Source organism: Comamonas sp. JUb58 (assembly GCF_004364775.1).
In the GTDB taxonomy this organism is placed as follows: Bacteria; Pseudomonadota; Gammaproteobacteria; order Burkholderiales; family Burkholderiaceae_C; genus Comamonas.
On record NZ_SOAL01000008.1, the window covers coordinates 168,424 to 194,709 of the forward strand.

Consider the following 26,286-nt stretch of genomic DNA (forward strand, 5'->3'; position numbering starts at 1 on the left):
ATATAAACCCAGTGCATATAAGCTGGGTTAGTCTTACGGAAAGCAAATAACAAGCTGGAGGCGCTCAGCAGGGTGCCTGTAGGACGTTTTCTGCTTATTTCGTAATTTTGAGATCGCTTGCTGGCGTTTTCGAGTAGTTTTGTTACAGTTTAACCACCAAAGCACTGGAGGCCAGAATGTCTACGCAGACCGGAAATGACAAGGAGAAAGATGTTTACTTGGATGCCTTGAAGGCCCAGGGCGCCGAATTGCTGGCCGACCATCCGGCCGAAGGAACCATCGAACACGCACGCCTGTCGCTGATTGACGCCAAGATCGAACAGCTGACGCGACCCATCACGGCGGACAGCTGGAAGACGCCCGAATACTGAGCCGCGCGAGGGTTGTACCAAACGTTGGTTCTTGTAAAAGAACTTTGCAAAACCAGCCAAAAGTCGTAAAGTGGAACAACCTGGATTTATAAGCCAATCTTTTCGGTTTATGCTCAGGTGGAAAGGAGGTCTCATGCGACAAGCTGAAGACCTGCTTGTGGTGACGCAAGCGCAATACGAGCGTCTGGAACTGGAAGTGATTGGTTTACGGGATCTGGAGCCCTGGCTGGGTTCCCCGCAATATGATCGCCTGCAGGATGTGGAATTGGCACTGATACATTACCAACCGCATTTTCGCCCCTAAGCGATACAACACAAAACCCGCATAGGCGGGTTTTTTCTTGGGCGGGTGCTTGCCAGGCGGGTGGCGGGACCCGCCGGCAAGCATTGCTGTTACTGCTGCTGCGACTGCTCTTGCTGGCGCTGGTTGCTTTGTTCACGGCCTTGTTGTTGTTGCTGGCCAGGGCGCTGCTGGCTGCTTTGGTCTTGCTGCTTGTCGGAAGGCTGTTGGCCGTTGGGGTTCTGGTTGGGTTGCTGTTGGTTGTTCATGGATGTCTCCTGAGGGTTGGTGGACAGCATCAGATTTGCTGCCTTGTCAGGTTAAGGCTGCAGTGGGGCGCTGGCTGTAGTCTTGCCGCTTGCCTGGCCGTAGTGGGCGGCTGTGCCCGCACGTCACCCAACGGCGCAGCATGCTGAAGTGTTGGCGCAGCTGGTGCGAATGGCTCATCCCGGGTATTTGATCGCGTCGACAAACGCCGTGAAGGCTGGGGACGCCTGGCGGCGATTGGGGTAGTACAGGTGGTAGCCCTCAAATGTGGGGCACCAGTCGGCCAGAACCTCCTGCAGTCTTCCGTCCGCCAGATAGGGTGCCAGCAAGGGCTCAGGCACGTAGGCCAGGCCGATGCCATCAACGGCGGCATTGAGCACATGCATGATGCTGTTGAACACCAGCTGCCCTTCGGCCTTGACGGTAAAAGCTTGGCTATCCTTCTCAAACTCCCAGGCGTAGATGGGGCCGTTGGATCGGTGGCGGATATTGATGCAGGTGTGCTGTGTCAGCGCATGCGGCGAGGCTGGTGGGACATGCTGGGCAAAGTAGGCGGGCGAGCCGACAACCGCCAGCCGCCAATCTGGCCCGATGCGTACCGCAATCATGTCCTTGCTGATGGACTCACCCATGCGTATGCCGGCATCAAAGCGCTGCTCGATCACATTGGTGAATCCGTAGTCGACATAGAACTCCAAGCTGATGTCGGGGTAGTCGCGCAGGAAGGGGGCCAGCATCGGGCGCAGGATCAACGCGATCTGGTCATCGGTGCAGCTGATGCGCAGGGTGCCTCTCGGGCGGTCTTGTGCGCTGCTGAGCGCTTCGACTTCAGCGCTGATCTGGTCAAACAGGGGCGCGATGGCCAGCATCAGTCGTTCACCGGCTTCGGTGGGGGCAACATTGCGGGTGGTGCGGGCGAGCAGCCGCACCCCCAGGCGCTCTTCCAGGCCACGCATCGCATGGCTCAGGGCCGAGGGTGTGACGCGCAGCTGGGCAGCGGCTTTGGTAAAGCTCTGTGCCCGGGCGACGGCCACAAAGGCTTGGAGATCATTGACTTTGTTGGGTGCCATTGCTGAAATTTTCTCACAAGCACATAAAGATTACACCCTCTAATCAAAGTCTTGAGCTTCCCGCAAGATGCGGTCACTGATCTTTCAACGGACTTTGACCATGACAACGCCTTCCCATTTCTCTCGCCAGCCACAAGCGCTGCAAGCCCCTGATGACGCAGACCGCCGTGCCTTTATCAAGACCGCAGGGGCCAGCGCCGCAGCGCTGGGCTTGCTCTCGGTCAGCAGCACCTCGGCGTACGCATCCTCTTCGGAGCCAGCGCTTCCTGAGGGGGCAGACAACTTCTACCGCAGCGACAAGGTGAGCCTGCAAAAAGTGAGCTTCCAAAACCAGTATGGAATGCAGGTCGTCGGCAACCTGTTCCTGCCCAAGGCGGCAGCTGCCAGATCAATGCCCGCGCTGGTGGTCGGCCACCCGATGGGGGCAGTCAAAGAGCAGAGCGCCAACCTGTATGCGACCAAGATGGCCGAGCAAGGCTTTGCGGCCCTGTCCATCGACCTGCCGTTCTGGGGTGAGAGTGAGGGCAAGGCCCGCAATGCCGTGGCGCCGGATCTGTATGCAGAAGCCTTCAGCGCGGCGGTGGATTTTCTGATCGCGCACGAACGGGTGGCCGCTGCACGCATCGGCGGCATCGGCATTTGCGGCAGTGGCGGCTTCATCATCAGCGCCGCCAAGATCGACCCGCGTTTGCGGGCCATTGCGACGGTGAGCATGTATGACATGGGCGCTGTCACCCGCAATGGCTATGGCAAATCGCAGACGCTGGTGCAGCGCAAAGCCAAGCTGGCAAAGGCAGCTGAGCTGCGCAACGCGGAGTACCGCAGTGGCCAGCCGATTTTTCAGAACTACTTGCCCGTGGTGTTGCCCAAGGATGCCGATCCGGTCACCGCCATGTACCACAGCTTTTACCGCACGCCGCGCGGCATGGCGATTCCGGCGGGCTACACCTTGGAGCAGACGCAGAACCGCACCCTGGCCAGCGAGGTGAAGTTCATGAACTTCTACCCCTTCAACGACATCGAGACGATCTCGCCGCGCCCGCTGCTGTTCATCGCCGGTGACCAGGCACATTCCAAAGAGTTCAGCGAAGACGCCTACCAGCGCGCTGCCGAGCCCAAGGAACTGCATTGGGTGCCGGGCGCCAACCATGTGGACCTGTACGACCGGGCGAACCTGATCCCCTGGAACAAGCTCACGGCGTTTTTCAACCAGCACCTGGCTGCCTGAGGACCAGCCGGAGACAAGCTCGCGGTGCATTCGGCGTGCCAGCAGGGCTGGCTGCGCCGCTTTTCTATTTTTCGACCCTCCATGAATCCTCCAGCCTCTTGTACTGCGGCAGGCGATGCCATCGGCGTGCCTGCGTTGACTGAAACCCCTTCCCATTGGAGCGGCGTGTTGGCGATGACGCTCTGCGTCTTTGTATTGATAGCGTCCGAGTTCATGCCGGTGAGCCTGTTGACGCCGATGGCAGCCGACATGTGCGTGAGCGAGGGCTGGATCGGCTACGGCATTGCCATTTCCGGCGCGTTTGCGGTGCTGACCAGCCTGTCGATACCGACACTGGCCGGATCTTCCAACCGCAAGACGCTATTGCTGGGTCTGACCGCGCTGATGGGCGTTTCCGGTTTGGTGGTCGGCATGGCGCCCAGCTATCCCGTCTACCTGGTTGGCCGCGCGCTGATCGGCGTGGTGGTGGGAGGATTCTGGGCCATGTCGGCAGCGGTTGCGATGCTGCTGGTGCCAGCCCCCAGCGTTGCCAAAGCGCTGGCGATCTTCAATGCTGGCAATGCGCTGGCTACCGTGGTCGCTGCGCCGCTGGGCAGCTATCTGGGCAGTGTCATCGGCTGGCGCGGTGCATTCTTCTGCTTGGTGCCACTGGCCGTGCTGGCCTTCGTTTGGCAGTGGTTCGCCTTGCCGTCGATGCGCGCGATGCCGAGCCAGGCTGAGCCACCTGCGGATGGGGTGCACCTGGCGCAGCGCTTCGGTCTGTTCGGCATTCTGCGCCGGTCTGTGGTGCGTTGGGGCATGTTGGCGGCAGGCGCTTTTTTCATGGGGCAGTTCATGCTGTTCACCTATGTCCGCCCGTTTCTGGAGGCTGCGACGCAGGTGGATGCCATGCATCTTTCGCTGGTGTTGCTGCTGATGGGTGGGGCAGGCTTCGTCGGTACCAGCCTGGTTGGCGCGGTGTTGAAAAAAGGCCTCTACCGGACGTTGTGCGGTATCACACTGCTGATGCTGGTGATTGCACTGGCGCTGGCTGGCTGGGGAAATAGCCGGAACTCGGCCAGTGTGTTGCTGGCTCTGTGGGGGCTGCTGGCCACGGCCGCGCCGGTAGGCTGGTGGCTGTGGCTGGCCCAAACGCTGCCCGCTGACGCAGAGGCGGGTGGAGGCATGATGGTGGCCGTGATCCAGCTGTCCATTGCACTGGGTTCAACCGCCGGTGGTTTGCTGTTTGACCGGCAAGGCTACCAGGGCACCTTCATCGCCAGTGCCGGTGTGCTGCTGTTGGCTGCGGGCTTGATCGCCTGCACGGCAACAGCCAAGCGAGCAGCCAACGGGTAGCTATTTGATATGCGCCGGCGTCTGAGGGCGCCAGAGAGCAGAAAACGTCCAAACCAGGGCTAGCCTGCCTTGCCCTGGTTTGCCTGCACCAGCAAGCCCCGCAACAACAAATCCAGTCCCACAGCCGCCTGCTCCATGCGTGCAGCGCCATCGTCGCCCTCAGCAATCCAGAACGCCGCTTCGGCCAGGCTGCCGTAGATCAGCGACGCCAGCGCCCGCGCATCGGCCGGCGCGACGATGCCTTGCGCGATCAGTGCGCTGATCAAGGTCTGCATCGAGTGCAGGCAATGGCGTTGTGAATCGGGTGATGCGCCGCCCAGCACGGCGCGGGCATCGCGCAGCACGATGCGCTGAATCTCGGGCTCCAGGGCCATCTCCAGATAGGCGCGGCAGCGGCTGCGAAAGCCTTGCCAGGGGTCGTCGGCCTGGTCCGTGATGGCTTGCAGGCGCGCGTCCATCTCGTCGTCAATCTGCGCCACCACGGCGGCCAACAGGCCTTTTTTGTCGCCAAAGTGGTGGTAAAGCGCGCCCCGGGTCAGGCCGACCTGGGCGGTCAGCTCGTCCATCGAGGTATCGGCATAGCCGTGCTTGGCCAGCTCCTGGCGGGCGGTGGCCAACAGGCTGGCGCGGGTGGCTTCCATCTCGGCGCGGGTGCGTCGAACCATGCGCAATCTCCTTACATACAATGCGTATGATTATTTACAAACATGGCGTATGTATATAAGATTTTTATTCATACGCCTTGTATGTATTGTCGCCACCTCGGCTTGCGTTGGCAAGCCGGGGCGCAGAAAGAAGCCATGCTCCAGACCTACCAAACACTTTTTGCCGCGCCCGGCAGCACCGGCTTTTGCCTGGCTGGGCTGCTGGCCCGCATTCCGCTGCCGATGATGGGCATCGGCATCATCACCATGCTGTCCCAACTGCGCGGCAGCTATGCGCTGGCGGGGGCCGTGTCTGCGGCCTTTGTGCTGAGCTATGCGTTGCTGTCGCCGCAGACATCGCGCCTGGTGGACCGCCATGGCCAGCGCCGGGTGCTGCCGCTGGCCACCGGCATCAGCCTGCTGGGTCTGCTGCTCTTGTTGGATGCCACCTGGTGGCAGTTGCCGGACGGGACCCTGTTTATCGGCGCGGTGCTGGCCGGTGGCATGCCCAGCATGCCGGCCATGCTGCGCGCGCGCTGGACGGCGCTGTACCGGGGATCGCCTAAGTTGCAGACCGCCTATTCGTTGGAGGCGGTGCTCGATGAGCTGAGCTTTATCGCCGGGCCGCCGCTGTCGGTGGGGCTGTGCGTGGCGGCGTTTCCGCAGGCGGGGCCGCTGGCGGCGGGCTTGTTGCTGGCACTGGGCGTGGCTGCACTGGTGGCGCAGCGCGCGACCGAGCCCGCTGTGCAGCCCCCCGGCATGCATGCGGCCGCTGTGTCGGTGATTCGCCTGCCCCATGTGGGCCTGCTGGCGCTGTTGATGGCGGCAATGGGAGCCATCGTCGGCACGGTCGACATCGCCAGCGTGGCCTTTGCACGCATGCTGGGCCAGCCCGCCTGGGCCAGCGGGGTGCTGGCCGCCTATGCGCTGGGCTCTTGCGTGGCGGGCCTGCTGTTTGGTGCCCTCCAGCTGCAGAGGCCTTTGCCGCAGCAGCTGGCGCTGGGCGGGCTGGCCACGGCGCTGACCTCCTTTCCGCTGCTGCTGGTGGAAAGCATCCCGGCACTGGCCGCTGCGGTACTGCTGGCCGGCCTGTGTTTTGCGCCGACGATGATCGTTGCGATGTCGCTGGTCGAGCGCCTGGTGCCTGCGCCACGTTTGACCGAGGGCATGACCTGGCTGCTGGCAGGCCTGAATATGGGCGTGGCCCTGGGCGCAGCGGCATCGGGCCAACTGGTGGATGGCTTTGGCGCGCGGGCGGCCTTTGCCGTGGCCTTGGTGGCTGGTGCCTTGGTGCTGCTGCTGGCGCTGTGGGCTGCAAGGCGTCTGCGGCAGCCCTTGCCTGCGGTGGCCGATGGCAGTGCCGCCCCTGCCTCCGATGCCGCTTGATACGGCGACGTCTTTGCCATGACCAGGAACCCCCACATGTCTCTATCTACCTCCACCCACCCACAAGATCCATCCCGCAACCCTTGGCCTGCGGTGATCGCCGCTGGCCTGGCGACCTTTGCCGTCGTCACCACCGAGATGCTGCCGGTCGGCCTGCTGACGGCGATTGCGCCTGCGTTGGGCATCTCTACCGGCCAGGCCGGCTGGATGATGTCGCTGCCGGCCTTGCTCGCAGCGGTGTTTGCGCCACTGGTGGTGCTGCTGGCTGGGAATATGGACCGGCGCCGGATTCTGGCAGCGCTGCTGGCGCTGTTGGTGCTGGCCAATACCGCATCGGCGCTGGCACCCAGCTGGGGCTGGATGCTGGCCGCCCGCGTGCTGCTGGGTTTGTGCATCGGCGGCATCTGGGCGGTGGCGGGGGGATTGGCGGCGCGCCTGGTGCCAGCGGCTGCCGTCGGGCTTGCCACCTCCATCATCTTTGGCGGGGTGGCTGCTGCATCGGTGCTGGGCGTGCCCATGGGTGCGCTGATCGGGGAGGGGGCCGGCTGGCGCTGGGCCTTTGGCGTGATGGCCTTGTTCAGCGTGCTGGTGCTGGCCCTGCATCTGTGGGTGATGCCGGCCTTGCCGGTCCGCAGCGCGGTCGGGCTGCGGCAGTTTTGGGCACTGCGCAGCAACCGCGCGTTGCAAGCGGGGCTGGTATTGACCTTGCTGCTGGTCGCAGGGCACTTTATGGCCTTTACCTTTGTGCGGCCACTGCTGCTGGTGGTCTCGGGCTTTGATGCGCAGTGGATCGCGGCCTTGTTGCTGGCCTATGGGCTGGCGGGCATGGCAGGCAATTTCAACGCAGGGCTGGCGGCGGCGCGCACAACCGAGCTGACAGTGGCCGCCATTGCCCTGGGGCTGCTGCTGGTGCCGCTGCTGTGGCTGGTGTTTGGCCGCTCCCCCACGGGTGGGCTCGTGCTGCTGTTGTTCTGGGGCCTGGCCTATGGCGGGGTGTCCGTCGCCTTGATGACCTGGATGATGAAGGCCGCGCCCCAGGCGATGGAGGTGGCAGCGGCGCTGTATGTAGGCGCCTTCAACACCGGCATTGCGCTGGGTGCCTGGGGAGGAGGGGCGGTGGTCGATGCATGGGGCTTGTCTGCCATGCTGTGGCCGGCCACCGGCTTGGCGGCGGCGGCCTTGGTGTTGGTGGTGGTTGGATGCGTGCTGGAGAGGCGCCCGTACTGCCGCTGAGCACGGTGCCGCATGCCTGCGCCCATACTCGCTGAGCAAATATGCTAAGTAGATTTAATTCGTTTTCGGTGAGTGGGCCCTTGCGCACAATCGCAGCTCTCCCCCATGCCCCTTTGCGTCTGGGGCTGTGTTCGAGAGATGATGGTTTTTATGCAAGCACTGAGTCCCCTGTCCGTGAAAGCCCTGTTGGCGGACGGCCAAGAGTTCGCGTTTTTGGATGTGCGCGAAGCTGGCGAGTTTGGGGAGGGGCATCCGTTTTTGGCGATTCCGCTGGCCTACAGCCGGCTTGAAGCCGATATTGCCCGCCTGGTGCCCAGGCTGTCCACACGCATCGTTTTGATCGATGGCGGCAACGGTGTTGCCCGCCGGGCCGCTCGGGCGCTGGCAGCGCTGGGGTATAGCGATCTGTCCATTACCGAGGGCGGCGTGGCCGCCTGGCAGGCCGCAGGCCTGGTGCTGTTCAAGGGCGTGAACCTGCCGTCCAAAACCTTTGGTGAGCTGGCCGAGGCTGCGCTGGGCACCCCGCATATCAGCGCGCAGCAATTGCAGCAGTTGCAGGCATCCGGCAGCAAGCTGGTGGTGCTGGATGGCCGGCCGCTGGCAGAGTTCAACAAGATGAGCATTCCCGGCGCGATCAGCTGCCCCAATGGCGAGCTGGCGCTGCGCCATGCCGACCTGATACCGGATGCCGAGACGACGGTGGTGGTCAACTGCGCGGGCCGCACCCGCTCCATTGTCGGAGCGCAGACCCTGCGCGACCTGGGCCTGCCCAACCCCATCTATGCGCTGGAGAACGGCACCCAGGGCTGGTATTTGAACGACCTGCCGCTCGACCATGGCCAAAACCGCAGCTACCCCGAACACCGCCGTGCACCGGCGCCCGAGGTCGCGGCCCGCCTGGCCCAGCTGAGTGCTGAGCAGGGTGCAGCGCGCATCGATGCGGCCCGCTTGAGCGCCTGGCTGGCCGACCCCGAGCGCACCACCTACCTGCTGGATGTGCGTTCGCCCGAAGAATTTGCCGCCAGCCCGATTGCGGGTGCGGCCCATGCGCCCGGCGGCCAGCTGGTGCAGGCCACCGACCAGTACCTGGGCACGCGCAATGCGCGCATTGTGCTGGTGGATACCGATGGCCTGCGCGCGCCGATGACAGCGGTCTGGCTGCGGCGCCTGGGGCATGAGGCCTATCTGGCCACGCCCGATGCATTGCCGGCCACCCCCGCCACGCCACCAGCCGAAGCGGCCTTGCCACGCATCAGCAGTGCCACGCTGGCTGCGAACCTTGACGCCTACGACCTGGTCGATCTGCGCGACAGCGCCAGCTACCGCGCGGGCCATATTGACGCTGCGCGCTGGTCCATCCGGCCGCTGCTGCAGCGCGGCGATGGCCACCGTGCAACGGTCTTCGTCACGCCCGAGCCGGCGCTGGCTGCGGCCGCTGCACGCGATGTGGGCGGCAACAGCTTGTTGCTGACTGAAGGGCCCGAGCAGTGGCTGCGCGCAGGGCTGACCGTGGTCGCCAGTGCCGATGCCCCTAGCGATGCCGAGCGCATTGACTACCTGTTTTTTGTGCATGACCGCCACAGCGGCAACAAGGCGGCAGCCCGTGCCTACCTGGAATGGGAAACCGGTCTGCTGGCCCAGATTGATGCGCAAGAACGCGCGCTGTTCTGTCTGGGCTGATCCGCGCTCTCTGTTGTTGGTATCCACCAAGGCCCGCAGAGCGGCCTTGGCCCCGCCTGTCCCTTTTTTCTCTTTGAATCGAATCCCCCATGTCCACCAGCCGCCGTATTTTTCTGAAGAACGCCGCCGCCACGGCCAGCCTGGCCGCGCTGCCCTTTGCGCTGCCGCAGATCGCTTTTGCCGCAGGATCCACCACGTTGACGATTGCGCAGAGCAACGACATCCTGTCTCTGGACCCGGCCAACCATGAGAACAACAGCACCCAGTCGGCGCTGGTCAATCTTTACGAATACCTGGTCAACAAGGAATTTCCGAACGGCAAGATGGCCTTCACGCCGGGCCTGGCCAAGTCCTGGAAGCAGGAAGACCCGCGCACCTGGGTGTTTGAGCTGCGCAGCGATGTGCAGTGGCACGATGGCAAGCCCTTTACCGCGGAGGACGTGAAGTTCACTGTCGAACGCATGAAGGGCAACCCCAAGCTGCTGAGCGCGGTGGAGAAGTTCCGTTCGGTCGAGACGGTCGAGGTGCTGGGCCCACACCGGGTGCGCCTGGTCACCAACAAGCCCGATCCGCTCTTCCTGCACAACTTTGTCGGCAATGGCGGCTCCATCCTGCCCCAGCATGCCTTCAAGGCCGCTGGCAGCGAAGAGGCCTTCTTTGCCAAGCCCATCGGCACGGGGCCCTACAAGTTTGTCGAGTGGAAAAAAGCCGACCGCCTGGTTCTGGCGCGCAATCCGCAGTGGTGGGGTGGGGCGCCGCACTGGGAGCGTGTGGTGATCCGTGCGATCCCCGAGACGGCAACCCGGGTGGCGGAGGCGCTGTCTGGCGGCGTGGACCTGGCGGTGAACATTCCGCCCGAGGACATTGGCCGCCTCAAGTCCAATGCCGATACCGGCATCGTCGCCTTCAATATTGCGCGCAACTTTGGTTTGCATCTGCGCACCGAGCCCGGTGTGGTCACCCACGATGCACGGGTGCGCGAGGCGATTGACCTGGCGATCAACCGCCAGGAGCTGGCCGATGTGGTGGCCGATGGCTATGCCACCGCCACGCGCGGCCTGTTCCCGCCCGAGATCCCCAATGCCAATACGCGCCTGACGGCGACCAATTCCTTCAACCCCGACAAGGCGCGCCAGCTGATCCAGGCGGCCGGCGCCAAGGGGGCCAAGATACGCTTTGGCTCGCCCAGCGGCCGCTATATCAAGGACCGCGAGGTCTCCGAGGCCATCGTCGGCTACCTGCAGGATGTGGGCCTGAATGCGCAGCTCGAAGTGCAGGAGTGGAGCATTTACAACGCCCGCGTGGGCAGTGACTCGCATGGCGAGATCTACTTCTGGGGCATGGGCTCCTACACCGATGCCTCCTTCATCCTGAACATGGGCTCGCTCAAGCGCTTCAACCCGCACTGGAAGAATGCCGAGTTCGAACGCCTGGCGGCCGAGCTGCCCGCCACCACGGGCGAGAAGGAGCGCCAGGCCATCATCTGGCGTGCGCAGGAGATCATCACCCAGGACCGCGCCCGCATCGGCGTGCTGTACCCCAAGGCGATCTACAGCGTCAACAAGCGGGTGCAGTTTGCCGGCCGCTTTGACGAGATGATCCCGGCTGAACAAGTGCGGCGCGCATGATTTTCTCGGCCTTGTGGCGGCTGCTGCTCCAGGCGGTGCCGGTGCTGTTCACGGTCACCTTGATCGTGTTTGCACTGGTGTTTCTGGCCGGCGACCCGACCGTGATGATGATTCCGGACCAGGCCTCGGAGGCAGACCGCCTGGCCATGGTGGCCGCCTGGGGGCTGGACCAGCCGGTGCACATGCAGTACCTCAACTACATGCGCAACCTGCTGCATGGCGACTTTGGCACCTCCTACCGCTATGGCAGCTCGGCCCTGCCCATCGTGCTCGAGCGCCTGCCCGCCACCTTGCTGCTGGCTGCTGCATCGATGCTGGTGGCCGTGCTGATCGCGGTGCCCGCCGGCATGGCGGCGGCCTTGCGGCGCGGCAGCTGGGTGGATCATGCCGTCTCCGGCGTGGCCGTGCTGGGCAAGGCCATGCCCAATTTCTGGGTCGCCATCATGCTGATCCTGGTGTTTGGCGTCAGCCTGCGCTGGCTGCCGGTATCGGGCAGTGGCACTTGGGCGCACCTGGTAATGCCGGCATTGACCTTGGGCACCGCCTTTGCCGGTGACCTGGCCAAGCTGGTGCGCGCCAGCATGCTCGAAACCTTGGGCCAGGACTATATGCGAACAGCCTATGCCAAAGGCATCCCCGACTGGTTGGTGATTGGCAAGCATGCGCTGCGCAATGCGGCGATCCCGACGGTGACGATGACCTCGCTGCACGTGGTGGCGCTGCTGGGCGGCGCGCTGGTGACCGAGACCATTTTTGCCTGGCCGGGCCTGGGCCAGCTGATCGTGCAGGCGATCAACACCAAGGACATGGCGGTGATCCAGATCAGTGTGCTGGTGATCACTGCGATGACTTTGCTGGTGAACTTTCTCACCGATGTGCTCTACCGCCTGATTGACCCGAGGATGAAGCTATGAGCGGCGTGGTTCTGAACACCGGCACGGCCCTGCAGGCCGATGCGCCAGCGGTGGCGGCCCAGCCATCGCGCCTGCAGCGCTTTTTGCGCGCGCTGTGGCGCAGCCGCAGCGGCCGCTTTGGCGCCATCTTGCTGCTGCTGATCTTGCTGACCACCTTGGGCGCCGATCTGCTGCCGCTGGCCGACCCGGTCAAACGCAATCTGTCGCTGCGCTACCTGCCGCCCGTCTGGCTGGACAAGGGCCAGTGGGCCTATCCGCTGGGCACCGATGGCCAGGGCCGCGACATGCTGGCGCGCATCATCTATGGCGCGCGCAGCTCGGTGATGGTGGGGCTGGCAGCGGTCGCGCTGTCGGGGGCGGTAGGGGTGGCGATTGGTGTGCTGGCAGGGCTGCGTGGCGGCTGGCTGGATCAGGTGCTGATGCGCGTGGTCGATGCCATCCTGGCGATTCCGGCCATGCTGTTCATGCTGGTGGTGGCCCTGGTGGCCGGCGCTGGCCTGGCGCCGCTGATCGTGGTGATAGCACTCACCAACTGGGTGATCTACACCCGCATTGCGCGGGCTGAGGTGCTGCGCGTCAAGGAGCTGGAGTTTGTGGCGGCGGCGCGGGTCAGCCGGGTGCGCACCTCGCGCCTGCTGCTGCGCCACATCCTGCCCAATATCCTGCCGGCCCTGGTCGTGGTGGCCACCTTGAACATCGGCACCGTCATCCTGACGGAGTCCTCGCTGAGCTTTCTGGGCTTTGGCATCCAGCCACCCGATATCTCCTGGGGCCAGATGCTGGCCGACGGACGCCAGCAGCTGGCCACCAGCTGGTGGATCAGCACCTTCCCCGGCGTGGCGCTGAAGGCCACGGTTTTTAGCATCATCTTGCTGGGCGATTGGCTCAGAGACTACCTGGATCCACGCCTGCCATGACTGCTGCCCCAAACCTTGCCCAGCTGGCCAACCCGGCCAGCGCCATCATTCGGCCCGCCGCGCTGCAGGCCAGCCCGGCAGATACCGTGCTGCGCTACCGCAATGCCGCTGTCACGCTGCAACCGCAGGATGGCGGCGAGCCGCTACGCCTGGTGCGCGGGGTGGATCTGGAGGTGCAACGCCGGCAGGTGGTGGCCTTGGTGGGCGAGAGCGGATCGGGCAAGACCTTGACGGCCTTGAGCGTGCTGGGCCTGCTGCCGGGCAATGCCCGCTTCAGCGCGGATGAGGCCATGCTCAACGGCCGCGATCTGCGCCAGCTGGACAAGGCTGGATGGCGCAGCCTGCGCGGAGCCGATGTGGGCATTGTGTTCCAGGAGCCGCTGTCGTCGCTGAACCCGGTGCTGACCATTGGCGACCAGATCGAAGAGGTGCTGTACTACAAGCGCCAGCTGACGCGGCGCCAGCGCCGGGCCGAGGCCATTGACCTGCTGGCCCGCATGGGCCTGCCCCGGCCAGCGCAGCTGCTGCAGGACTACCCCTTCCAGCTCTCGGGCGGCATGCGCCAGCGGGTGATGCTGGCCATTGCAATGGCGGGCGAGCCGGCCTTGCTGATTGCCGATGAGCCCACCACCGCACTGGACAACACCGTGCAGGCCCAGGTGCTGGAGCTGATGGTGCGCACGGCCGAACAATCGGATGTGGGCGTGCTGCTGATCACCCATGACCTGTCGGTCGTCGCCCAGGTGGCCGACCAGGTGCATGTGATGCGCCAGGGCGAGATTGTTGAGTCGGCCCCGGTGCAGCAGCTGTTTGCCCGGCCCGAGGCCGCCTATACGCGCCAGCTGCTGGCGCTGGCGCCGCGCATTCCTGCCGTGGTGCGCCAGCCGCTGGCAGAGGCCGGCTTGCAAGCGCCGCAGCTTGCGCAAGAGGCGCCCGCGATTCTGCAGCTGGATGCCGTGAGCAAGTACTACCAGCAGCCCCGCGCCTGGCATTTCAAAGCCCAGAAGCACCTGGCGCTCGATAGCGTGTCCTTCTCTTTGCAACGCGGCCGCACCCTGGGCCTGGTCGGAGAGTCGGGCAGCGGCAAATCATCGCTGGCGCGCATCATTGCCGGCCTGGCGCAGGCCGATGGCGGCCAGCTGCGTTTTGACGGCGCGGATCTGGGCGACCCGGCAGTGCGCGCGGGCGCAAGCATCCAGATGGTGTTCCAGGACCCCTATGCATCGCTGAACCCGCGCATGCGCATTGGCCAGCTGATCACCGAGCCGCTGGCCGAGCTACCAGGCTGGACGGCAGCACAGCTGCGGGCGCAAGCGGCGCAGTTGCTGCAGATGGTGGGCCTGCCAGCCTCGGCCCTGGACCGCTTTGCGCATGAGCTCTCCGGTGGCCAGCGCCAACGCGTCTGCATTGCGCGGGCGCTCAGCGTGCAGCCCCAGCTGCTGATCTGCGACGAGCCCGTCTCCGCGCTCGATGTGTCGGTGCAGGCCGAAATCCTGGCGCTGTTGCAGCGCCTGAAAAAGGACTTGCAGCTGAGCATGGTGTTCATCGCCCATGGGCTGGAGAGCGTCTACGCGATCTCGGACGACATTGTCGTGCTGGAAAAAGGCCGGGTGGTGGAAGCCGGCCCGCGTGACCAGATCTTTGGCGCGCCGCGCCATGCCTATACCCGCAGCCTGCTGGACGCAATGCTCGATATAGACCCCGCGCGTAGCCGCTTCAAGACCCGGCCGGCTGAGACTGAGCCGGACAGCCCCGCGCTGGCCCGGGTGGCCTGATGCCGCGCCGCGCCTGCGCTGATCCCTTTTTGATTTCCACAGTGTGTAGAACACGATGAGCCAGCCCACCCAACTCCACCTCAACCTCAATATCTACGGCGCAGGGGCCCATGCCGCTGCCTGGCTGTGGCCGCAGAACGACCCGCTGTGGCCGGTGACCCCCGACTACTTTGTGCGCCTGGCGCAGACGGCAGAGCGGGGCGGCTTTGATGCGGTGTTCTTCTCGGACCGCGCGGCCTTTCCCGGCAACAGCCTGCACCGCCCGTTTCCGGCGATCGAGCCCAGCATTCTGCTGGCCCTGGTTGCGGCCAAGACCCAGCACATCGGCCTGTTGGCAACCGTGTCCTCCTCGTACAACGAGCCCTTCAATATTGCGCGGCGCTTTGCGTCGCTGGATCTGGTGAGTGGCGGGCGCTCGGGGGTGAACATCGTCACCTCGGCCGATGTGGAGGCCGCCCGCAACTTTGGCCGCAGCGCGCCGCTGGCGCATGCCGACCGCTACCGGCGCGCGGCAGAGTTCAGCCAGGTGCTCAAGGACCTCTGGGCCAGCTGGGGCCCGGGCGGCATTGTGGCCGACCGCGCTACGGGCCAGTACTTTGACCCGGCGCAGATCCGCCCGATTGCGCACCAGGGCGAGTTCTTCTCGGTCGAAGGTCCCATCAATGTGCCGCCCAGCCCGCAAGGCCGGCCGCTGGTGGTGCAGGCCGGTGGCTCGGATGCGGGCCTGGACCTGGCCGCCTTGCATGCCGATGCGGTGTTTACCTTGGCGCCATCGCTGGCGCAGGCGCAAAGCTACCGCCAGGCGCTGGATGCCCGGCTCAAGGCGCTGGGCCGTGCCAGCAGCGCCGTCAAGGTTTTCCCCGGCCTGGTCACCGTGCTGGGTGCCACCGAACAAGCCGCGCAGCAGCGCGCCGAGGCGCTGGCCGAACTGGTGCCGATTGAGCAGGGGCTCAACTACCTGTCCGACCTGTTGCAAACCCGCTTTGGCCATGCCGACCTCGACCAGCCGCTGCCCGCTGACCTGCAACTGCCCGACAACGGCATGACCACCTTTGCGAAGAACGTGGTGGACAAGGCGCGCAGCCATGGCTGGACGGTGCGCGAGCTGATCCGCGCGCAAAACGGCGGCGGCAGCAACCACAACACCATCGTCGGTACGCCCGAGCAGGTGGCTGATTACATGCTGAGCTGGTTCCGCAGTGGCGCCATCGATGGCTTCAACCTGATGCATGACGTGCTGCCCTCGGGCCTGGAGGACTTTGTCGACCAGGTGGTGCCGCTGCTGCGCAAGGCAGGGGTCTACCGCGAAACCTATAACGCCAGCACCTTGCGCGGCAACCTGGGGCTGGCTGCAGCCTGAGCCCCTCTTACAACACACCCGCCGGGCCCGGCCCGCGCCTTTTGCAGAACCGTTTATGAAAATCGACTCCCCCCAGACCCTGACCCCCGCCGCGCAGAACGCCACCAGCGATTGGCAAGCGCTGTTTGACGAGATCGCCGCCGGCTCGGCCGAGCGCGAGGAAAAGCGCATTCTGCCGTTTGCACAGATTCAGGCCTTGAAGGACCAGCGCTTTGGCGCCTACCGCCTGCCGCAGGCCGAGGGCGGCACGGGCGCCAGCATTGCGGGGCTGATGGAGCAGGTGATTGCGCTGGGCGCAGCCGATTCCAATGTCGCGCATATCTTGCGCAACCACTTTGTCTTTGTGGAGCGTTTTGCGCGCAACCCGGTCAGCGCGCAGGCGCATTTCTGGCGCGAGCAGGTGGCCCAGGGGGCGATCTTCGGCCTGGCCAATACCGAGCTGGCACAGGCCAGAAGCGGCGAGAAGACCTTCACGCGCCTGGTGCCCGACGGTGCGCATTTCCGCATGACGGGCGCCAAGTTCTACAGCACCGGCAGCCTGTATGCGGATTTCGTCATCGTGCGGGCGCGCGATGCACAGGAGCGCGATGTGACCGCCATCATCCCCACGAGGCGCGAAGGCGTGAACCTGGTCGATGACTGGGATGCCATGGGCCAGCGCATGACTGGCAGCGGCACCACCTTGTTCGAGAACGTGCGGGTGGAGCCTGAGGAAATCATCGTGGACAGCGCCGGCACCGGCTACAGCCGGCCTTACAAGAGCACCTTGCCGCAGCTGTTTTTGACGGCGGTGAACACCGGCATCTTGCGGGCCATTGTGCGTGATGCGTCGGCGATGCTGCACAAGCGATCGCGCAAGGGCTTCTTCTTTGCTGCGGCCGATACGCCGGCGGAAGACCCTTTGCTGCTGAAGATCGTTGGCGATCTGTCGGCCCAGCTGTTTGCCGCTGAAGCGGTGGTGGCTGCGGCCAGCCATGCGCAGGATGCCTCGCTGGCCACGACCGAGGGCGACCCCGCGCTGAAGGACACAGCCCACCACGCCGCCGTGCTGGCCGCCAAGGCCAAGCTCATCGTCGATGGCCTGGTGCTGCAGGCCGGCACGGCGGTGTTTGACCTGGGTGGTGCCTCGTCCACCCTGCGCACGCAGAACCTGGACCGCCACTGGCGCAATGCCCGCACGGTGGCATCGCACAACCCGGCGCTGTACAAGGCGCTGGCCTTGGGCAAGCTGGCCGTGCATGGCGAGCCCCTGCCCGACAAGGACTTCTTCTAAGTCAATGGCCTTCGCTGGCCACCGTGCCGCTGCCATGCCCCGCCGTGGCCTGGGGCTGGCCACGGCTGCGCAGTAGCACCACTGCCAGTGCGGAGGCCAGCACCAGCCCCACGGCGGTGGCCATGACCGCCATAAAGCCCTGGTCAAAGGCGGCATGGGCCAGGCCCAGCAGCTGGGTGGCGGCCTCGGGCGGCAGCTTTTCTGCGGCCAGCAATGCGGCATCGATGCCATCGCTGGCGCCGGTGGCCTGCAGGTTGGCCGGCAGCACCAGGCTGCTGGTATAGCGCCAAGACAGCACGCTGCCCAGGAGCGCGACGCCCAGCACGCCGCCAAACTCGTAGGACACCTCTTCGACCGAGGCGGCCATGCCGGCATGCTCGGGTGGCGCGCTGTTCATCACCGCATTGGATGCGGCGGTGATGGTGGCACCCACACCCAGGCCCAGGACGGCCAGCACGGCGATTTTCTGCAGGCTGTGGGCACCCGAGTTGAGGCTCATCGTCAAGGCACACAGCGCCACTGCGCTGACCACCAGGCCCGCCAGAATCAGCCGCTGCGTGCCAAAGCGCGACAGCGCCCAGCCGGCGATGGGGCCGGCCACAAAGGCCGCCACCGGGATCGGCAAGATCGCCAGCCCCGCTTGCAGCGGGCTCAGCCCCAGCACCAGCTGCAGGCGCTGGCTGAACACCAGCTCCACGCCCACCAAGGCAACGGCGGCCACCACGGCGGCAATCACACCGCCCGAGAACGTGGGAATGCGGAACAGGCGCAGCTCGATCAGCGGCTGGGGACGGCTGAGCTGGCGGCGGATAAAGACGGCCAGCACCACGGCGCTGAGGACGCCCATCAGCGCGGCAAAGCCCAGTGACGGCGCAGGATTGGCCAGTTCCTTGATGCTCAGCACCAAGCTGACCATGGCCACCATGGCCTGCAGCGAGCTGGTGTAGTCCCAGCCGGCCAGGCTGGCCTTGTGCTTGAGGCGGTCTGCGGGAATCAGCCACACGGTCAGCACCAGGGCCAGCGCCACGATGGGCACATTGACCAGAAACACCGAGCCCCACCAGAAGTACTCCAGCAGCACGCCGCCGACGACGGGGCCCAGCGCCGCGCCGCCCGAGGCGACCGAGGCCCAGATGCCAATGGCCACCGAGCGCTCGCGCTGGTCGGGAAAACTCATGCGGATGATGGCCAGGGTCGCGGGCATCATGATGGCCGCGCCCACGCCCAGCAGCGCGCGGGCGGCGATCAACATGCCTGCATTGGGCGAATAGGCGGCCGCCAGCGAGGCGATGCCAAAGACCACCAGGCCGAGCATGAACATGCGCCGGTAGCCCAGGCGGTCGCCCAAGGCGCCGGTGCTCAGCAGCAGGCCGGCCACCACCAGCGCATAGGCGTTGACGATCCACAGCTTCATCGAGGTGGAGGCGGCCAGGTCATGGGTGAGCGTGGGCAGGGCGGTGTAGAGCACCGTCATGTCGACGACGATCAACAGCAGGGCCATGGATACGATGGCCAGCACCAGCCATCTTCTGGAATGCAGTGCCATGGTCAGACTCCCAGTTCTTTCATCATCGTGACGGACACGGGCTGGCAGCCCAGGCGCTCGAACAGCCGGTGCGCGCCCTGGTTGCCGATACCGCTTTCCAGAAACAGGCGTTGTACCCCTTCGGCCTTCAGCTGCGTGCAGACCCAGCCAAACAGCGCCTGGCCCAGGCCCTGGCCGCGTGCGGCGGGGCTGACGACCAGGTCATCCAAGGTGGCAAACGGGGTGGGCGCGCGCTGCTCCTCGTCGAGCGAGACAAAGGCGATGCCGACCAGCGCGTCGCCCTGGTAGGCGGTGGCGATGCGCTGCATCGCGTTAGCCTCGGGCGCGGCCAGGGTAGTCTCAATCTGCCGGGCCATGTGGTCGGCCAGCTGGGGGCTCCATTGGCCCGGTGCGATGGCGCGCGGGGACTGCAGCTCGCCATGGGAGATGTAATGGGGAATGAGCTGGCCCATGAACAGCGCCAGGATCGCTGGCGACTGTGCAGGGTCATGGCACCAGGCCATCGTCAGGGCGGGTGCTGTGGTGTTGATCGATTGCATGGCCGGGATATTGCTCCATAAAAATAGATCGATAAAGTTGGAATCCATCAATAAAGTAGATGGATGCATTACAGTGCCAGGCTATGGAATGGACCGTTGAACAATTGCGGCAGTTTGTGGCCACCGCCGACAGTGGCTCTTTCTCTGCCGCTGCACGCAGCTTGGGCAAGGCGCAGTCCGCTGTCAGCACTGCTGTGGGCATGCTGGAGGTGGACCTGGGTGTCGTGCTGTTTGACCGCTCGCACCGCAATGCCCAGCTCACCGATGCGGGGCGGGTGCTGCTGCTGGAGGCGCGCGAGCTGCTGCGCCAGGCCGAGCAGCTGGACCAGCGCGCGCAGGCGCTCAGCGGCGGGGCCGATGCCGAGCTCTCGATGGCCATTGACGAGGCACTGCCCTATACGGCCGTGGCCAGCCTGTTGCGGGAGATTGCGCAGCAGTATCCGGCGCTTGAGTTGCTGCTGCTCAACGGCACCGCCACCGAGGTGGCCGACTATGTGGCGCAGGGCCGGGCGGGCATGGCCTTGCAGATCGACCGAGGACCGGTGCAGCAGCATTTTGAGCAGCGCCACCTGGGCACCGTGCCCCAGGGCGTGTTTGTGGCCGCCGACCACCCGCTGGCCGATGGCCAGGCCGTGAGCCTGCAGGCGCTGGCCCAGCACCGCCAGCTGCTGATGCATACCGAGGATGTGCATGAGCGCGCCTATAGCCCACGCGTCTGGCGCTCGGACAGCTTCACAACATTGCAGATATGGTGGCCGACAACCTGGGCTGGGCGGTGCTGCCCGTCAATATTGCGCACTACGAAGGCAACCGCCAGGCGCTGCGCGAAGTGCCTTGCCCGGCGTTGGCACTGCCCCGGCTGTCAGTACGAATGCTCTGGCGACAGGGCGCGCAGCGCAGCCAGACAGCACAGTATGTGGAGACGCGCTTCGGCCAGTTGTTGGCGGCGATCTAGTGGGAGCCGTAGGGGGTGAAGCGGCTGGCGTTCTCATCAACATCCAGCCCCTTGCCCACATACGGAAAAGCCCGCTGCGGGCACTGCGTGCGCTCGCAGACCTTGCAGCCCATGCCGATGGGGGTGGCGGCCTCCGGGTCTTCCAAGGCGATGCCCTTGGCATAGACCAGCTGCGGGGCATGGCGCAGGTCGCAGCCCAGGCCGATGGAAAAGGTTTTGCGAGGCGCGCCATAGCCACGCTGCCCGCCGGAGACGCTGCGGGCGATCCACAGATAGCGCCGGCCATCGGGCATGGCAGCCAGCTGCGCGAGTACCTGGCCGGGCTGGCCAAAGGCCTCGTAGACATTCCACAGCGGGCAGGTGCCGCCGGTGCGGCTGAAATGGAAATGCGTGGCCGACTGGCGCTTGGAAATATTGCCGGCCCGGTCCACGCGCACAAAGAAAAAGGGCACGCCGGGGTTGTCCGGTCGCTGCAAGGTGCTGAGCCGGTGGCAGACGGTTTCAAAGCCGACGGCAAAGCGCTGGCCCAGCAGGTCGATGTCGTAGCGCAGCGCCTGGGCCGCCTGCAAGAACGGGCCATAGGGCAGCAGCAGCGCACCGGCAAAGTAGTTGGCCAGGCCCAGGCGCGCCAGTCGCTGCGCGGCAGGGTCGCCGGCCAGCGCGGGCACGCGGATGAGGCTGTCGAGTTGGGGGCCGATCTCCAGCAGTGCCAGCTGCGTGGCCAACTGAAAGGCCTGCTGCGCGGGCGCCAGCGTGGGTGACAGCTGCAGCAGGCGCGAGGCCGGGTCAAACTGCCGCTTGCTGGCGCCTGCGCTTTGCACCTGCTGCACCTGGACCTGGTGCTCGTACTCCAGGCGCTGCACCAGCCAGTCCACCAAGGGGCCGCCCTGGGCCTGGGCCTGCATCGACAGGTCTTCGGCTGCGCGGTCCACCGCGTCGAAATAGTTCTGGTGCGAGAAGAAGAAATCGCGCACCACCTCGAACGGCATGGCGGCCGGCCCCTTGGCATGGGCGCGCTCATCGCTGCGGTCGTCACCCAACTGCAGCGACAGCGCTTCGAGCCGCTCCATGGTGTCCAGATGGCGGCGGTACAGCGCCACCACCGCCGCGCCCAGCGCCGGCATTTGCGCGGCCACCTCTTGCAGCTCGGGCAGGGCGATGGTCTCGGGCGCATCGGCCAGGGCTTCGCGCAGGCCGGCCACCAGACGTGCCTCTTCGTCTTCGGAAAACTGCTGGATGTCCACCCCCAGGCTGCGGTGCAGCTTAAGCAGCACTGACACCGTCAAGGGCCGCTGGTTTTGCTCCAGCTGGTTCAGGTAGCTGGGCGACAGGCCCAGCGTATGGGCCAGCGCAATCTGCGACAGGTTGCGCTCGGCACGCAGCTTGCGCAGCTTCACGCCCATGAAGGTTTTTTTCATAGCCAGGTCTCTTGTTTCATCGGGGGTGGTAGCCGCGACTAGGGTTTGCCAATTTTGTGGATTCTATCAATTCGCAAAATTCGCAAAATGGCAATTTTCATTCGCAGAAATTCGCCATTTCAGTGCTATCCACCGCATGGCATTTTGCGTAAATTGCGAAGCATGACAAAACCCATCGGCATTGTTGAGCTGCAGGAACTGGTACTGCCGGCGCTGGCCAACCACCACGGCACGCTGTTTGCGGGCCAAGGTCTGCAGTTGATGGCCAAGGCCGCGTTTCTGGCGGCCCGCAGCCTCGCGCAACGTGAGGTGGTGATGGCGGCCGTCAGCCGGGTGGACTTTGTGGCACCGGCACCAGTAGGCCATGGGCTGACCCTGCGTGCCTGGGTCAGCCGGGTGGGGCGCAGCTCGATGACCGTCTGCGTCACTGGCCTGGCGGACCTGCCCGGTACCCCACCAGAGGAAATTCTCAAAGGTTTGTTTGAAATGGTGGCCGTCGATGCCAAAGGCCGGCCAGTCTCTCTTGATTGCGCATATTTGAACCAGGAAACCCCGCTATGACCACCACGACCACCGAGGCCACTGCGCCCAGCACACCTTCGACCTTCAAACCCAAGAAATCGGTTGCGCTCTCGGGAGTGACGGCGGGCAACACCGCTTTGTGCACGGTGGGCCGCAGCGGCAATGACCTGCACTACCGGGGCTATGACATTCTGGACATGGCCCAGGTCTGCGAGTTTGAGGAGATTGCCCACCTGCTGGTACACGGCAAGCTGCCCAATCGGGCAGAACTGCGGGCCTACAAGGACAAGCTCAAGGCGCTGCGCGGCCTGCCCGCCAGCGTCAAGCAGGCGCTGGAGCAGCTGCCTGCGGCCAGCCACCCGATGGATGTGATGCGCACGGGCGTATCGGTGCTGGGCTGCACCCTGCCCGAGAAGGACGACCACAACCTGCCCGGCGCTCGCGATATTGCCGACCGCCTGATGGCCTCGCTGGGCTCGATGCTGCTGTACTGGTACCACTTCAGCACCTCGGGCAAATGCATCGATGTGGAGACCGATGACGACTCCATCGGCGCGCATTTTCTGCACCTGCTGCATGGCAAGAAGCCCAGTGCGCTGTGGGAGCGGGCCATGCACACCTCGCTCAACCTGTATGCCGAGCATGAGTTCAACGCCTCGACCTTCACCGCCCGCGTGGTGGCTGGCACCGGCAGCGACATGTATTCGTCGATCACCGGCGCGATTGGCGCGCTGCGTGGCCCCAAGCACGGCGGCGCCAACGAGGTGGCCTTCGAGATCCAGAAGCGCTACGACAGCGCCGATGCCGCCGAGGCCGATATACGCCGCCGGGTGGAGAACAAGGAAGTGGTGATTGGTTTTGGCCACCCCGTCTACACCGTCAGCGACCCGCGCAATGTCGTCATCAAGGGCGTGGCCAAGGAGCTGTCGCTGGAGGCCGGCTCCACCAAGATGTACGACATTGCCGAGCGCCTGGAGACGGTAATGTGGGAGGTCAAGAAGATGTTCCCCAACCTCGACTGGTTCAGCGCCGTGAGCTACCACATGATGGGCGTGCCCACTGCCATGTTCACGCCGCTGTTTGTGATTGCGCGCACCAGCGGCTGGGCGGCGCATGTGATCGAGCAGCGCGTGGACAACAAGATCATCCGCCCCAGCGCGCATTACACGGGGCCGGAAGACCAGGTGTTCCAGCCCATCGAACAGCGCGGCTGAGCGGCTGCCGGCCGACCCGACTTTCTCCCGATCCCTATAGAAATAGCGACACCGTGCGGGTGGCCTGCCCGCCGGTTTGCACTGCCCCATGAACACCGATTACAGACAAGCACTGGCCGGCAGCGGCCTGGATTATTTTGATGCGCAGGCGGCAGTCGATGCGCTGGCGCCCGGCGCCTGGACCCGGCTGCCGTACACGGCGCGGGTGCATGCCGAAAACCTGGTGCGCCGCGCCGACCCGGCCCAGTTGCCGGATTACCTGCGCCAGCTCATCGAGCGCAGGCGCGATATCGACTTTCCCTGGTTCCCCGTGCGCGTGGTCTGCCATGACATCCTGGGCCAGACCGCCTTGGTGGACCTGGCGGGCCTGCGCGATGCGATTGCCCAGGCGGGCGGTGACCCGGCCGCCGTCAACCCTGTTGTGCCGGTGCAGCTGATCGTGGACCATTCGCTGGCCGTGGAATGCGGCGGGTTTGACCCCCAAGCCTTTGAGAAGAACCGCGCGATCGAAGACCGCCGGAACGAGGACCGCTTCCATTTCATCGAATGGAGCAAGAAGGCCTTTGCGAACGTGGACGTGATCCCGGCGGGCAACGGCATCATGCACCAAATCAATCTGGAGAAGATGTCCCCGGTGGTCTATGTGCAAGATGGCGTCGCCTTTCCCGATACCTGCGTGGGCACGGACAGCCATACCCCGCATGTGGATGCGCTGGGCGTGATTGCAGTGGGCGTGGGCGGCCTGGAGGCCGAGAACGTGATGCTGGGCCGGGCCTCGTGGATGCGGCTGCCCGACATTGTCGGCGTGGCCCTGAGCGGACGGCCCCAGCCGGGCATTACCGCGACCGACATTGTGCTGGCGCTGACGGAGTTTTTGCGCCAGCAAAAGGTGGTGGGCGCCTATGTGGAGTTTTATGGCGAGGGTGCGCGCAGCCTCTCGATTGGCGACCGCGCCACCATTGCCAATATGTGCCCGGAGTATGGCGCCACTGCCGCGCTGTTTGCGGTGGATGAGCAGACCTTGGCCTACCTGCGGCTGACCGGCCGCGATGAAAAGCAGGTGCAGCTGGTGGAGACCTATGCCAAGACCGCCGGTTTCTGGGCCGACAGCCTGGCCCAGGTGAGCTACGAGCGGGTGCTGCAGTTTGACCTGTCCACCGTGGTGCGCAATATGGCCGGCCCCTCCAACCCGCACCGCCGCCTGCCGACCTCGCAGCTGGCCGAGCGCGGCATTGCCGGCACCGAGCCCCTGGCGCTGGCGCGCGCGCAGGAGGCGCAGGGCCTGCTGCCCGATGGCGCCGTCATCATCGCCGCCATCACCAGCTGCACCAACACCAGCAATCCGCGCAATGTGATGGCTGCGGCGCTGCTGGCGCGCAATGCCCGGCGCCTGGGCCTGGTGCGCAAGCCCTGGGTGAAAACCTCGCTCGCGCCTGGCTCCAAGGCGGTGGAGCTGTACCTGCAAGAGGCGGGGCTGCTTGAGGACCTGGAGGCGCTGGGCTTTGGCATCGTCGCCTTTGCCTGCACCACCTGCAATGGCATGAGCGGCGCGCTAGATCCCCGCATCCAGCAGGAGATCATCGATCGCGACCTGTATGCAACGGCCGTGCTCTCGGGCAACCGCAATTTCGATGGCCGCATCCACCCCTATGCCAAGCAGGCGTTTCTGGCCTCGCCCCCGCTGGTGGTGGCCTATGCGATTGCAGGCACGGTGCGCTTCGATATCGAGAAGGATGTGCTGGGCATCGTCGATGGGCGGGAGATCCGTCTGCAAGACCTCTGGCCCAGCGATGCAGAGATCGATGCTGTTGTGGCCCAGGCTGTGAAGCCAGCGCAGTACCGCGCCGTGTATGAGCCCATGTTTGCGCTGCGCGTGGACGATGGCGAGCAGGCCGAGGCGCAGTATGCCTGGCGCCCCGAGTCCACCTATATCCGCCGACCACCGTACTGGGATACCGAAGGCGTGGGCGCGCTGGCCGCCCACCCGCGCAGCCTGCAGGGCATGCGGCCGCTGGCGCTGCTGCCGGACAACATCACCACCGACCACCTCTCGCCGTCCAATGCCATTCTGGCCAGCTCGGCCGCCGGGGAGTACCTGGCCAAGATGGGCCTGCCCGAGGAGGACTTCAACTCCTACGCCACCCACCGGGGCGACCACCTGACGGCGATGCGCGCTACCTTTGCCAACCCCCAGCTCGTCAACGAGATGGCCGTGGTCGATGGCCAGGTGCAAAAGGGCTCGCTGGCCCGCATCGAGCCTGAGGGCCGGGTGGTGCGCATGTGGGAGGCGATGGAGACCTATCTGGCGCGCCGCCAGCCGCTGATCATCATTGCCGGCGCCGACTACGGCCAGGGCTCCAGCCGCGACTGGGCCGCCAAGGGCGTGCGCCTGGCCGGGGTGGAGACGGTGGTGGCGGAGGGCTTTGAGCGCATCCACCGCACCAACCTGATCGGCATGGGCGTGCTGCCCTTGGAGTTCAAGCCCGGCACCACGCGCAAGACGCTGCAGCTGGACGGCACGGAGACCTATGATGTGGAAGGTGAACGCACACCGCTGGCCACGCTGAGCCTGGTGGTCCGGCGCCGCAACGGCCAGATCGACCGCGTGCCGGTGACCTGCCGCCTGGATACCGGCGAGGAGCTGTCTGTCTACGAGGCAGGCGGTGTGCTGCAGCGCTTTGCGCAGGATTTTCTGGCATCCCGCGCTGCGCAAGTCGCCCCGGTGTGAATG

23 protein-coding genes and 1 pseudogene are annotated in these 26,286 nt (G+C 65.2%); 18 read left to right on the top strand and 6 right to left on the bottom strand.

What is annotated here, in order from left to right:
* Positions 1 to 176: 176 nt before the first annotated feature.
* The gene (locus EDF71_RS10700; protein ID WP_133856569.1) at positions 177 to 371 is read left to right on the top strand and encodes a hypothetical protein; all 195 of its coding nucleotides are present in this window, start codon (positions 177 to 179) and stop codon (positions 369 to 371) included.
* Positions 372 to 504: 133 nt separating this feature from the next.
* Positions 505 to 675 carry a hypothetical protein gene (locus EDF71_RS25000; RefSeq protein WP_166656510.1) on the top strand — a complete coding sequence of 57 codons (171 nt, stop codon included), beginning with the start codon at positions 505 to 507 and terminating at the stop codon, positions 673 to 675.
* An 89-nt stretch (positions 676 to 764) separates the two neighbouring features.
* Here EDF71_RS25000 and EDF71_RS25005 read toward each other — a convergent pair whose 3' ends face one another.
* Both EDF71_RS25005 and EDF71_RS10705 read right to left on the bottom strand, forming a co-directional pair.
* Positions 765 to 920: a hypothetical protein gene (locus EDF71_RS25005; protein ID WP_166656511.1), complete on the bottom strand. Its 156-nt coding sequence runs from the start codon at positions 918 to 920 to the stop codon at positions 765 to 767.
* Between the two features lie 174 nt (positions 921 to 1,094).
* Positions 1,095 to 1,988 (bottom strand): LysR family transcriptional regulator, encoded by an 894-nt coding sequence (locus tag EDF71_RS10705; protein WP_133856570.1) that lies wholly within the window; start codon positions 1,986 to 1,988, stop codon positions 1,095 to 1,097.
* A 100-nt stretch (positions 1,989 to 2,088) separates the two neighbouring features.
* Here EDF71_RS10705 and EDF71_RS10710 point away from each other — a divergent pair, with 100 nt between their 5' ends.
* Both EDF71_RS10710 and EDF71_RS10715 read left to right on the top strand, forming a co-directional pair.
* A complete protein-coding gene (locus EDF71_RS10710) occupies positions 2,089 to 3,216 on the top strand; it encodes an alpha/beta hydrolase (RefSeq protein WP_133856571.1) in 1,128 nt (375 codons plus the stop codon).
* Between the two features lie 174 nt (positions 3,217 to 3,390).
* Positions 3,391 to 4,551: an MFS transporter gene (locus tag EDF71_RS10715; protein ID WP_133856644.1), complete on the top strand. Its 1,161-nt coding sequence runs from the start codon at positions 3,391 to 3,393 to the stop codon at positions 4,549 to 4,551.
* Positions 4,552 to 4,610: 59 nt separating this feature from the next.
* Here EDF71_RS10715 and EDF71_RS10720 read toward each other — a convergent pair whose 3' ends face one another.
* A complete protein-coding gene (locus EDF71_RS10720; protein ID WP_133856572.1) occupies positions 4,611 to 5,216 on the bottom strand; it encodes a TetR/AcrR family transcriptional regulator in 606 nt (201 codons plus the stop codon).
* A 135-nt stretch (positions 5,217 to 5,351) separates the two neighbouring features.
* Here EDF71_RS10720 and EDF71_RS10725 point away from each other — a divergent pair, with 135 nt between their 5' ends.
* The 9 genes from EDF71_RS10725 (at position 5,352) to EDF71_RS10765 (ending at position 17,361) form a co-directional block, all read left to right on the top strand.
* Complete coding sequence (locus EDF71_RS10725) at positions 5,352 to 6,581, top strand: MFS transporter (protein ID WP_133856573.1); 1,230 nt, start codon at positions 5,352 to 5,354, stop codon at positions 6,579 to 6,581.
* Between the two features lie 36 nt (positions 6,582 to 6,617).
* A complete protein-coding gene (locus EDF71_RS10730) occupies positions 6,618 to 7,814 on the top strand; it encodes an MFS transporter (protein WP_133856574.1) in 1,197 nt (398 codons plus the stop codon).
* A gap of 138 nt (positions 7,815 to 7,952) precedes the next feature.
* Positions 7,953 to 9,494 (top strand): rhodanese-like domain-containing protein, encoded by a 1,542-nt coding sequence (locus EDF71_RS10735; RefSeq protein WP_133856575.1) that lies wholly within the window; start codon positions 7,953 to 7,955, stop codon positions 9,492 to 9,494.
* Between the two features lie 89 nt (positions 9,495 to 9,583).
* Positions 9,584 to 11,122 (top strand): ABC transporter substrate-binding protein, encoded by a 1,539-nt coding sequence (locus EDF71_RS10740; protein ID WP_133856576.1) that lies wholly within the window; start codon positions 9,584 to 9,586, stop codon positions 11,120 to 11,122.
* A complete protein-coding gene (locus tag EDF71_RS10745; protein ID WP_133856577.1) occupies positions 11,119 to 12,036 on the top strand; it encodes an ABC transporter permease in 918 nt (305 codons plus the stop codon). The genes EDF71_RS10740 and EDF71_RS10745 overlap by 4 nt, the downstream gene beginning before the upstream one ends.
* Positions 12,033 to 12,953, top strand: coding sequence for an ABC transporter permease (locus EDF71_RS10750; RefSeq protein ID WP_133856578.1), 921 nt, complete (start codon positions 12,033 to 12,035; stop codon positions 12,951 to 12,953). The genes EDF71_RS10745 and EDF71_RS10750 overlap by 4 nt, the downstream gene beginning before the upstream one ends.
* Positions 12,950 to 14,728, top strand: coding sequence for an ABC transporter ATP-binding protein (locus tag EDF71_RS10755; RefSeq protein ID WP_133856579.1), 1,779 nt, complete (start codon positions 12,950 to 12,952; stop codon positions 14,726 to 14,728). The genes EDF71_RS10750 and EDF71_RS10755 overlap by 4 nt, the downstream gene beginning before the upstream one ends.
* A gap of 55 nt (positions 14,729 to 14,783) precedes the next feature.
* Positions 14,784 to 16,088: an LLM class flavin-dependent oxidoreductase gene (locus EDF71_RS10760; protein WP_133856580.1), complete on the top strand. Its 1,305-nt coding sequence runs from the start codon at positions 14,784 to 14,786 to the stop codon at positions 16,086 to 16,088.
* A 55-nt stretch (positions 16,089 to 16,143) separates the two neighbouring features.
* Positions 16,144 to 17,361 carry an acyl-CoA dehydrogenase gene (locus EDF71_RS10765; RefSeq protein WP_133856581.1) on the top strand — a complete coding sequence of 406 codons (1,218 nt, stop codon included), beginning with the start codon at positions 16,144 to 16,146 and terminating at the stop codon, positions 17,359 to 17,361.
* Between the two features lies 1 nt (position 17,362).
* On the opposite strand, the gene EDF71_RS10770 is transcribed toward EDF71_RS10765, so the two are convergent.
* The gene (locus tag EDF71_RS10770) at positions 17,363 to 18,907 is read right to left on the bottom strand and encodes an MFS transporter (RefSeq protein WP_133856582.1); all 1,545 of its coding nucleotides are present in this window, start codon (positions 18,905 to 18,907) and stop codon (positions 17,363 to 17,365) included.
* Positions 18,908 to 18,909: 2 nt separating this feature from the next.
* Positions 18,910 to 19,446, bottom strand: coding sequence for a GNAT family N-acetyltransferase (locus EDF71_RS10775; protein WP_166656512.1), 537 nt, complete (start codon positions 19,444 to 19,446; stop codon positions 18,910 to 18,912).
* 83 nt (positions 19,447 to 19,529) lie between these two features.
* Between EDF71_RS10775 and EDF71_RS25630 the strand changes: the two are divergent.
* Positions 19,530 to 20,075, top strand: a pseudogene (locus EDF71_RS25630) (LysR family transcriptional regulator); the annotation flags it as partial.
* Positions 20,076 to 20,194: 119 nt separating this feature from the next.
* Positions 20,195 to 20,401 carry a hypothetical protein gene (locus EDF71_RS25635; RefSeq protein ID WP_347876665.1) on the top strand — a complete coding sequence of 69 codons (207 nt, stop codon included), beginning with the start codon at positions 20,195 to 20,197 and terminating at the stop codon, positions 20,399 to 20,401.
* On the opposite strand, the gene EDF71_RS10785 is transcribed toward EDF71_RS25635, so the two are convergent.
* Complete coding sequence (locus EDF71_RS10785) at positions 20,398 to 21,819, bottom strand: short-chain fatty acyl-CoA regulator family protein (protein ID WP_133856584.1); 1,422 nt, start codon at positions 21,817 to 21,819, stop codon at positions 20,398 to 20,400. The genes EDF71_RS25635 and EDF71_RS10785 overlap by 4 nt on opposite strands.
* A gap of 162 nt (positions 21,820 to 21,981) precedes the next feature.
* Here EDF71_RS10785 and EDF71_RS10790 point away from each other — a divergent pair, with 162 nt between their 5' ends.
* The 3 genes from EDF71_RS10790 to acnD all read left to right on the top strand — a co-directional run bounded on the left by EDF71_RS10790 (position 21,982) and on the right by acnD (position 26,283).
* The gene (locus EDF71_RS10790; protein ID WP_133856585.1) at positions 21,982 to 22,380 is read left to right on the top strand and encodes an acyl-CoA thioesterase; all 399 of its coding nucleotides are present in this window, start codon (positions 21,982 to 21,984) and stop codon (positions 22,378 to 22,380) included.
* The gene (gene prpC, locus EDF71_RS10795; RefSeq protein WP_133856586.1) at positions 22,377 to 23,555 is read left to right on the top strand and encodes a 2-methylcitrate synthase; all 1,179 of its coding nucleotides are present in this window, start codon (positions 22,377 to 22,379) and stop codon (positions 23,553 to 23,555) included. Before EDF71_RS10790 ends, prpC begins: the two co-directional genes overlap by 4 nt.
* An 88-nt stretch (positions 23,556 to 23,643) precedes the next feature.
* Positions 23,644 to 26,283 (top strand): Fe/S-dependent 2-methylisocitrate dehydratase AcnD, encoded by a 2,640-nt coding sequence (acnD, locus tag EDF71_RS10800; protein WP_133856587.1) that lies wholly within the window; start codon positions 23,644 to 23,646, stop codon positions 26,281 to 26,283.
* The last annotated feature ends 3 nt before the right edge of the window (positions 26,284 to 26,286 follow it).

What these genes read in the sequence shown, in the direction of transcription:
- EDF71_RS10700 (WP_133856569.1), top strand. Translation starts at nt 177, where the DNA reads ATGTCTACGCAGACCGGAAATGACAAGGAGAAAGATGTTTACTTGGAT.
- EDF71_RS25000 (WP_166656510.1), top strand. Translation starts at nt 505, where the DNA reads ATGCGACAAGCTGAAGACCTGCTTGTGGTGACGCAAGCGCAATACGAG.
- EDF71_RS25005 (WP_166656511.1), bottom strand. Translation starts at nt 920, where the DNA reads ATGAACAACCAACAGCAACCCAACCAGAACCCCAACGGCCAACAGCCT.
- EDF71_RS10705 (WP_133856570.1), bottom strand. Translation starts at nt 1,988, where the DNA reads ATGGCACCCAACAAAGTCAATGATCTCCAAGCCTTTGTGGCCGTCGCC.
- EDF71_RS10710 (WP_133856571.1), top strand. Translation starts at nt 2,089, where the DNA reads ATGACAACGCCTTCCCATTTCTCTCGCCAGCCACAAGCGCTGCAAGCC.
- EDF71_RS10715 (WP_133856644.1), top strand. Translation starts at nt 3,391, where the DNA reads ATGACGCTCTGCGTCTTTGTATTGATAGCGTCCGAGTTCATGCCGGTG.
- EDF71_RS10720 (WP_133856572.1), bottom strand. Translation starts at nt 5,216, where the DNA reads ATGGTTCGACGCACCCGCGCCGAGATGGAAGCCACCCGCGCCAGCCTG.
- EDF71_RS10725 (WP_133856573.1), top strand. Translation starts at nt 5,352, where the DNA reads ATGCTCCAGACCTACCAAACACTTTTTGCCGCGCCCGGCAGCACCGGC.
- EDF71_RS10730 (WP_133856574.1), top strand. Translation starts at nt 6,618, where the DNA reads ATGTCTCTATCTACCTCCACCCACCCACAAGATCCATCCCGCAACCCT.
- EDF71_RS10735 (WP_133856575.1), top strand. Translation starts at nt 7,953, where the DNA reads ATGATGGTTTTTATGCAAGCACTGAGTCCCCTGTCCGTGAAAGCCCTG.
- EDF71_RS10740 (WP_133856576.1), top strand. Translation starts at nt 9,584, where the DNA reads ATGTCCACCAGCCGCCGTATTTTTCTGAAGAACGCCGCCGCCACGGCC.
- EDF71_RS10745 (WP_133856577.1), top strand. Translation starts at nt 11,119, where the DNA reads ATGATTTTCTCGGCCTTGTGGCGGCTGCTGCTCCAGGCGGTGCCGGTG.
- EDF71_RS10750 (WP_133856578.1), top strand. Translation starts at nt 12,033, where the DNA reads ATGAGCGGCGTGGTTCTGAACACCGGCACGGCCCTGCAGGCCGATGCG.
- EDF71_RS10755 (WP_133856579.1), top strand. Translation starts at nt 12,950, where the DNA reads ATGACTGCTGCCCCAAACCTTGCCCAGCTGGCCAACCCGGCCAGCGCC.
- EDF71_RS10760 (WP_133856580.1), top strand. Translation starts at nt 14,784, where the DNA reads ATGAGCCAGCCCACCCAACTCCACCTCAACCTCAATATCTACGGCGCA.
- EDF71_RS10765 (WP_133856581.1), top strand. Translation starts at nt 16,144, where the DNA reads ATGAAAATCGACTCCCCCCAGACCCTGACCCCCGCCGCGCAGAACGCC.
- EDF71_RS10770 (WP_133856582.1), bottom strand. Translation starts at nt 18,907, where the DNA reads ATGGCACTGCATTCCAGAAGATGGCTGGTGCTGGCCATCGTATCCATG.
- EDF71_RS10775 (WP_166656512.1), bottom strand. Translation starts at nt 19,446, where the DNA reads ATGCAATCGATCAACACCACAGCACCCGCCCTGACGATGGCCTGGTGC.
- EDF71_RS25635 (WP_347876665.1), top strand. Translation starts at nt 20,195, where the DNA reads ATGGTGGCCGACAACCTGGGCTGGGCGGTGCTGCCCGTCAATATTGCG.
- EDF71_RS10785 (WP_133856584.1), bottom strand. Translation starts at nt 21,819, where the DNA reads ATGAAAAAAACCTTCATGGGCGTGAAGCTGCGCAAGCTGCGTGCCGAG.
- EDF71_RS10790 (WP_133856585.1), top strand. Translation starts at nt 21,982, where the DNA reads ATGACAAAACCCATCGGCATTGTTGAGCTGCAGGAACTGGTACTGCCG.
- prpC (WP_133856586.1), top strand. Translation starts at nt 22,377, where the DNA reads ATGACCACCACGACCACCGAGGCCACTGCGCCCAGCACACCTTCGACC.
- acnD (WP_133856587.1), top strand. Translation starts at nt 23,644, where the DNA reads ATGAACACCGATTACAGACAAGCACTGGCCGGCAGCGGCCTGGATTAT.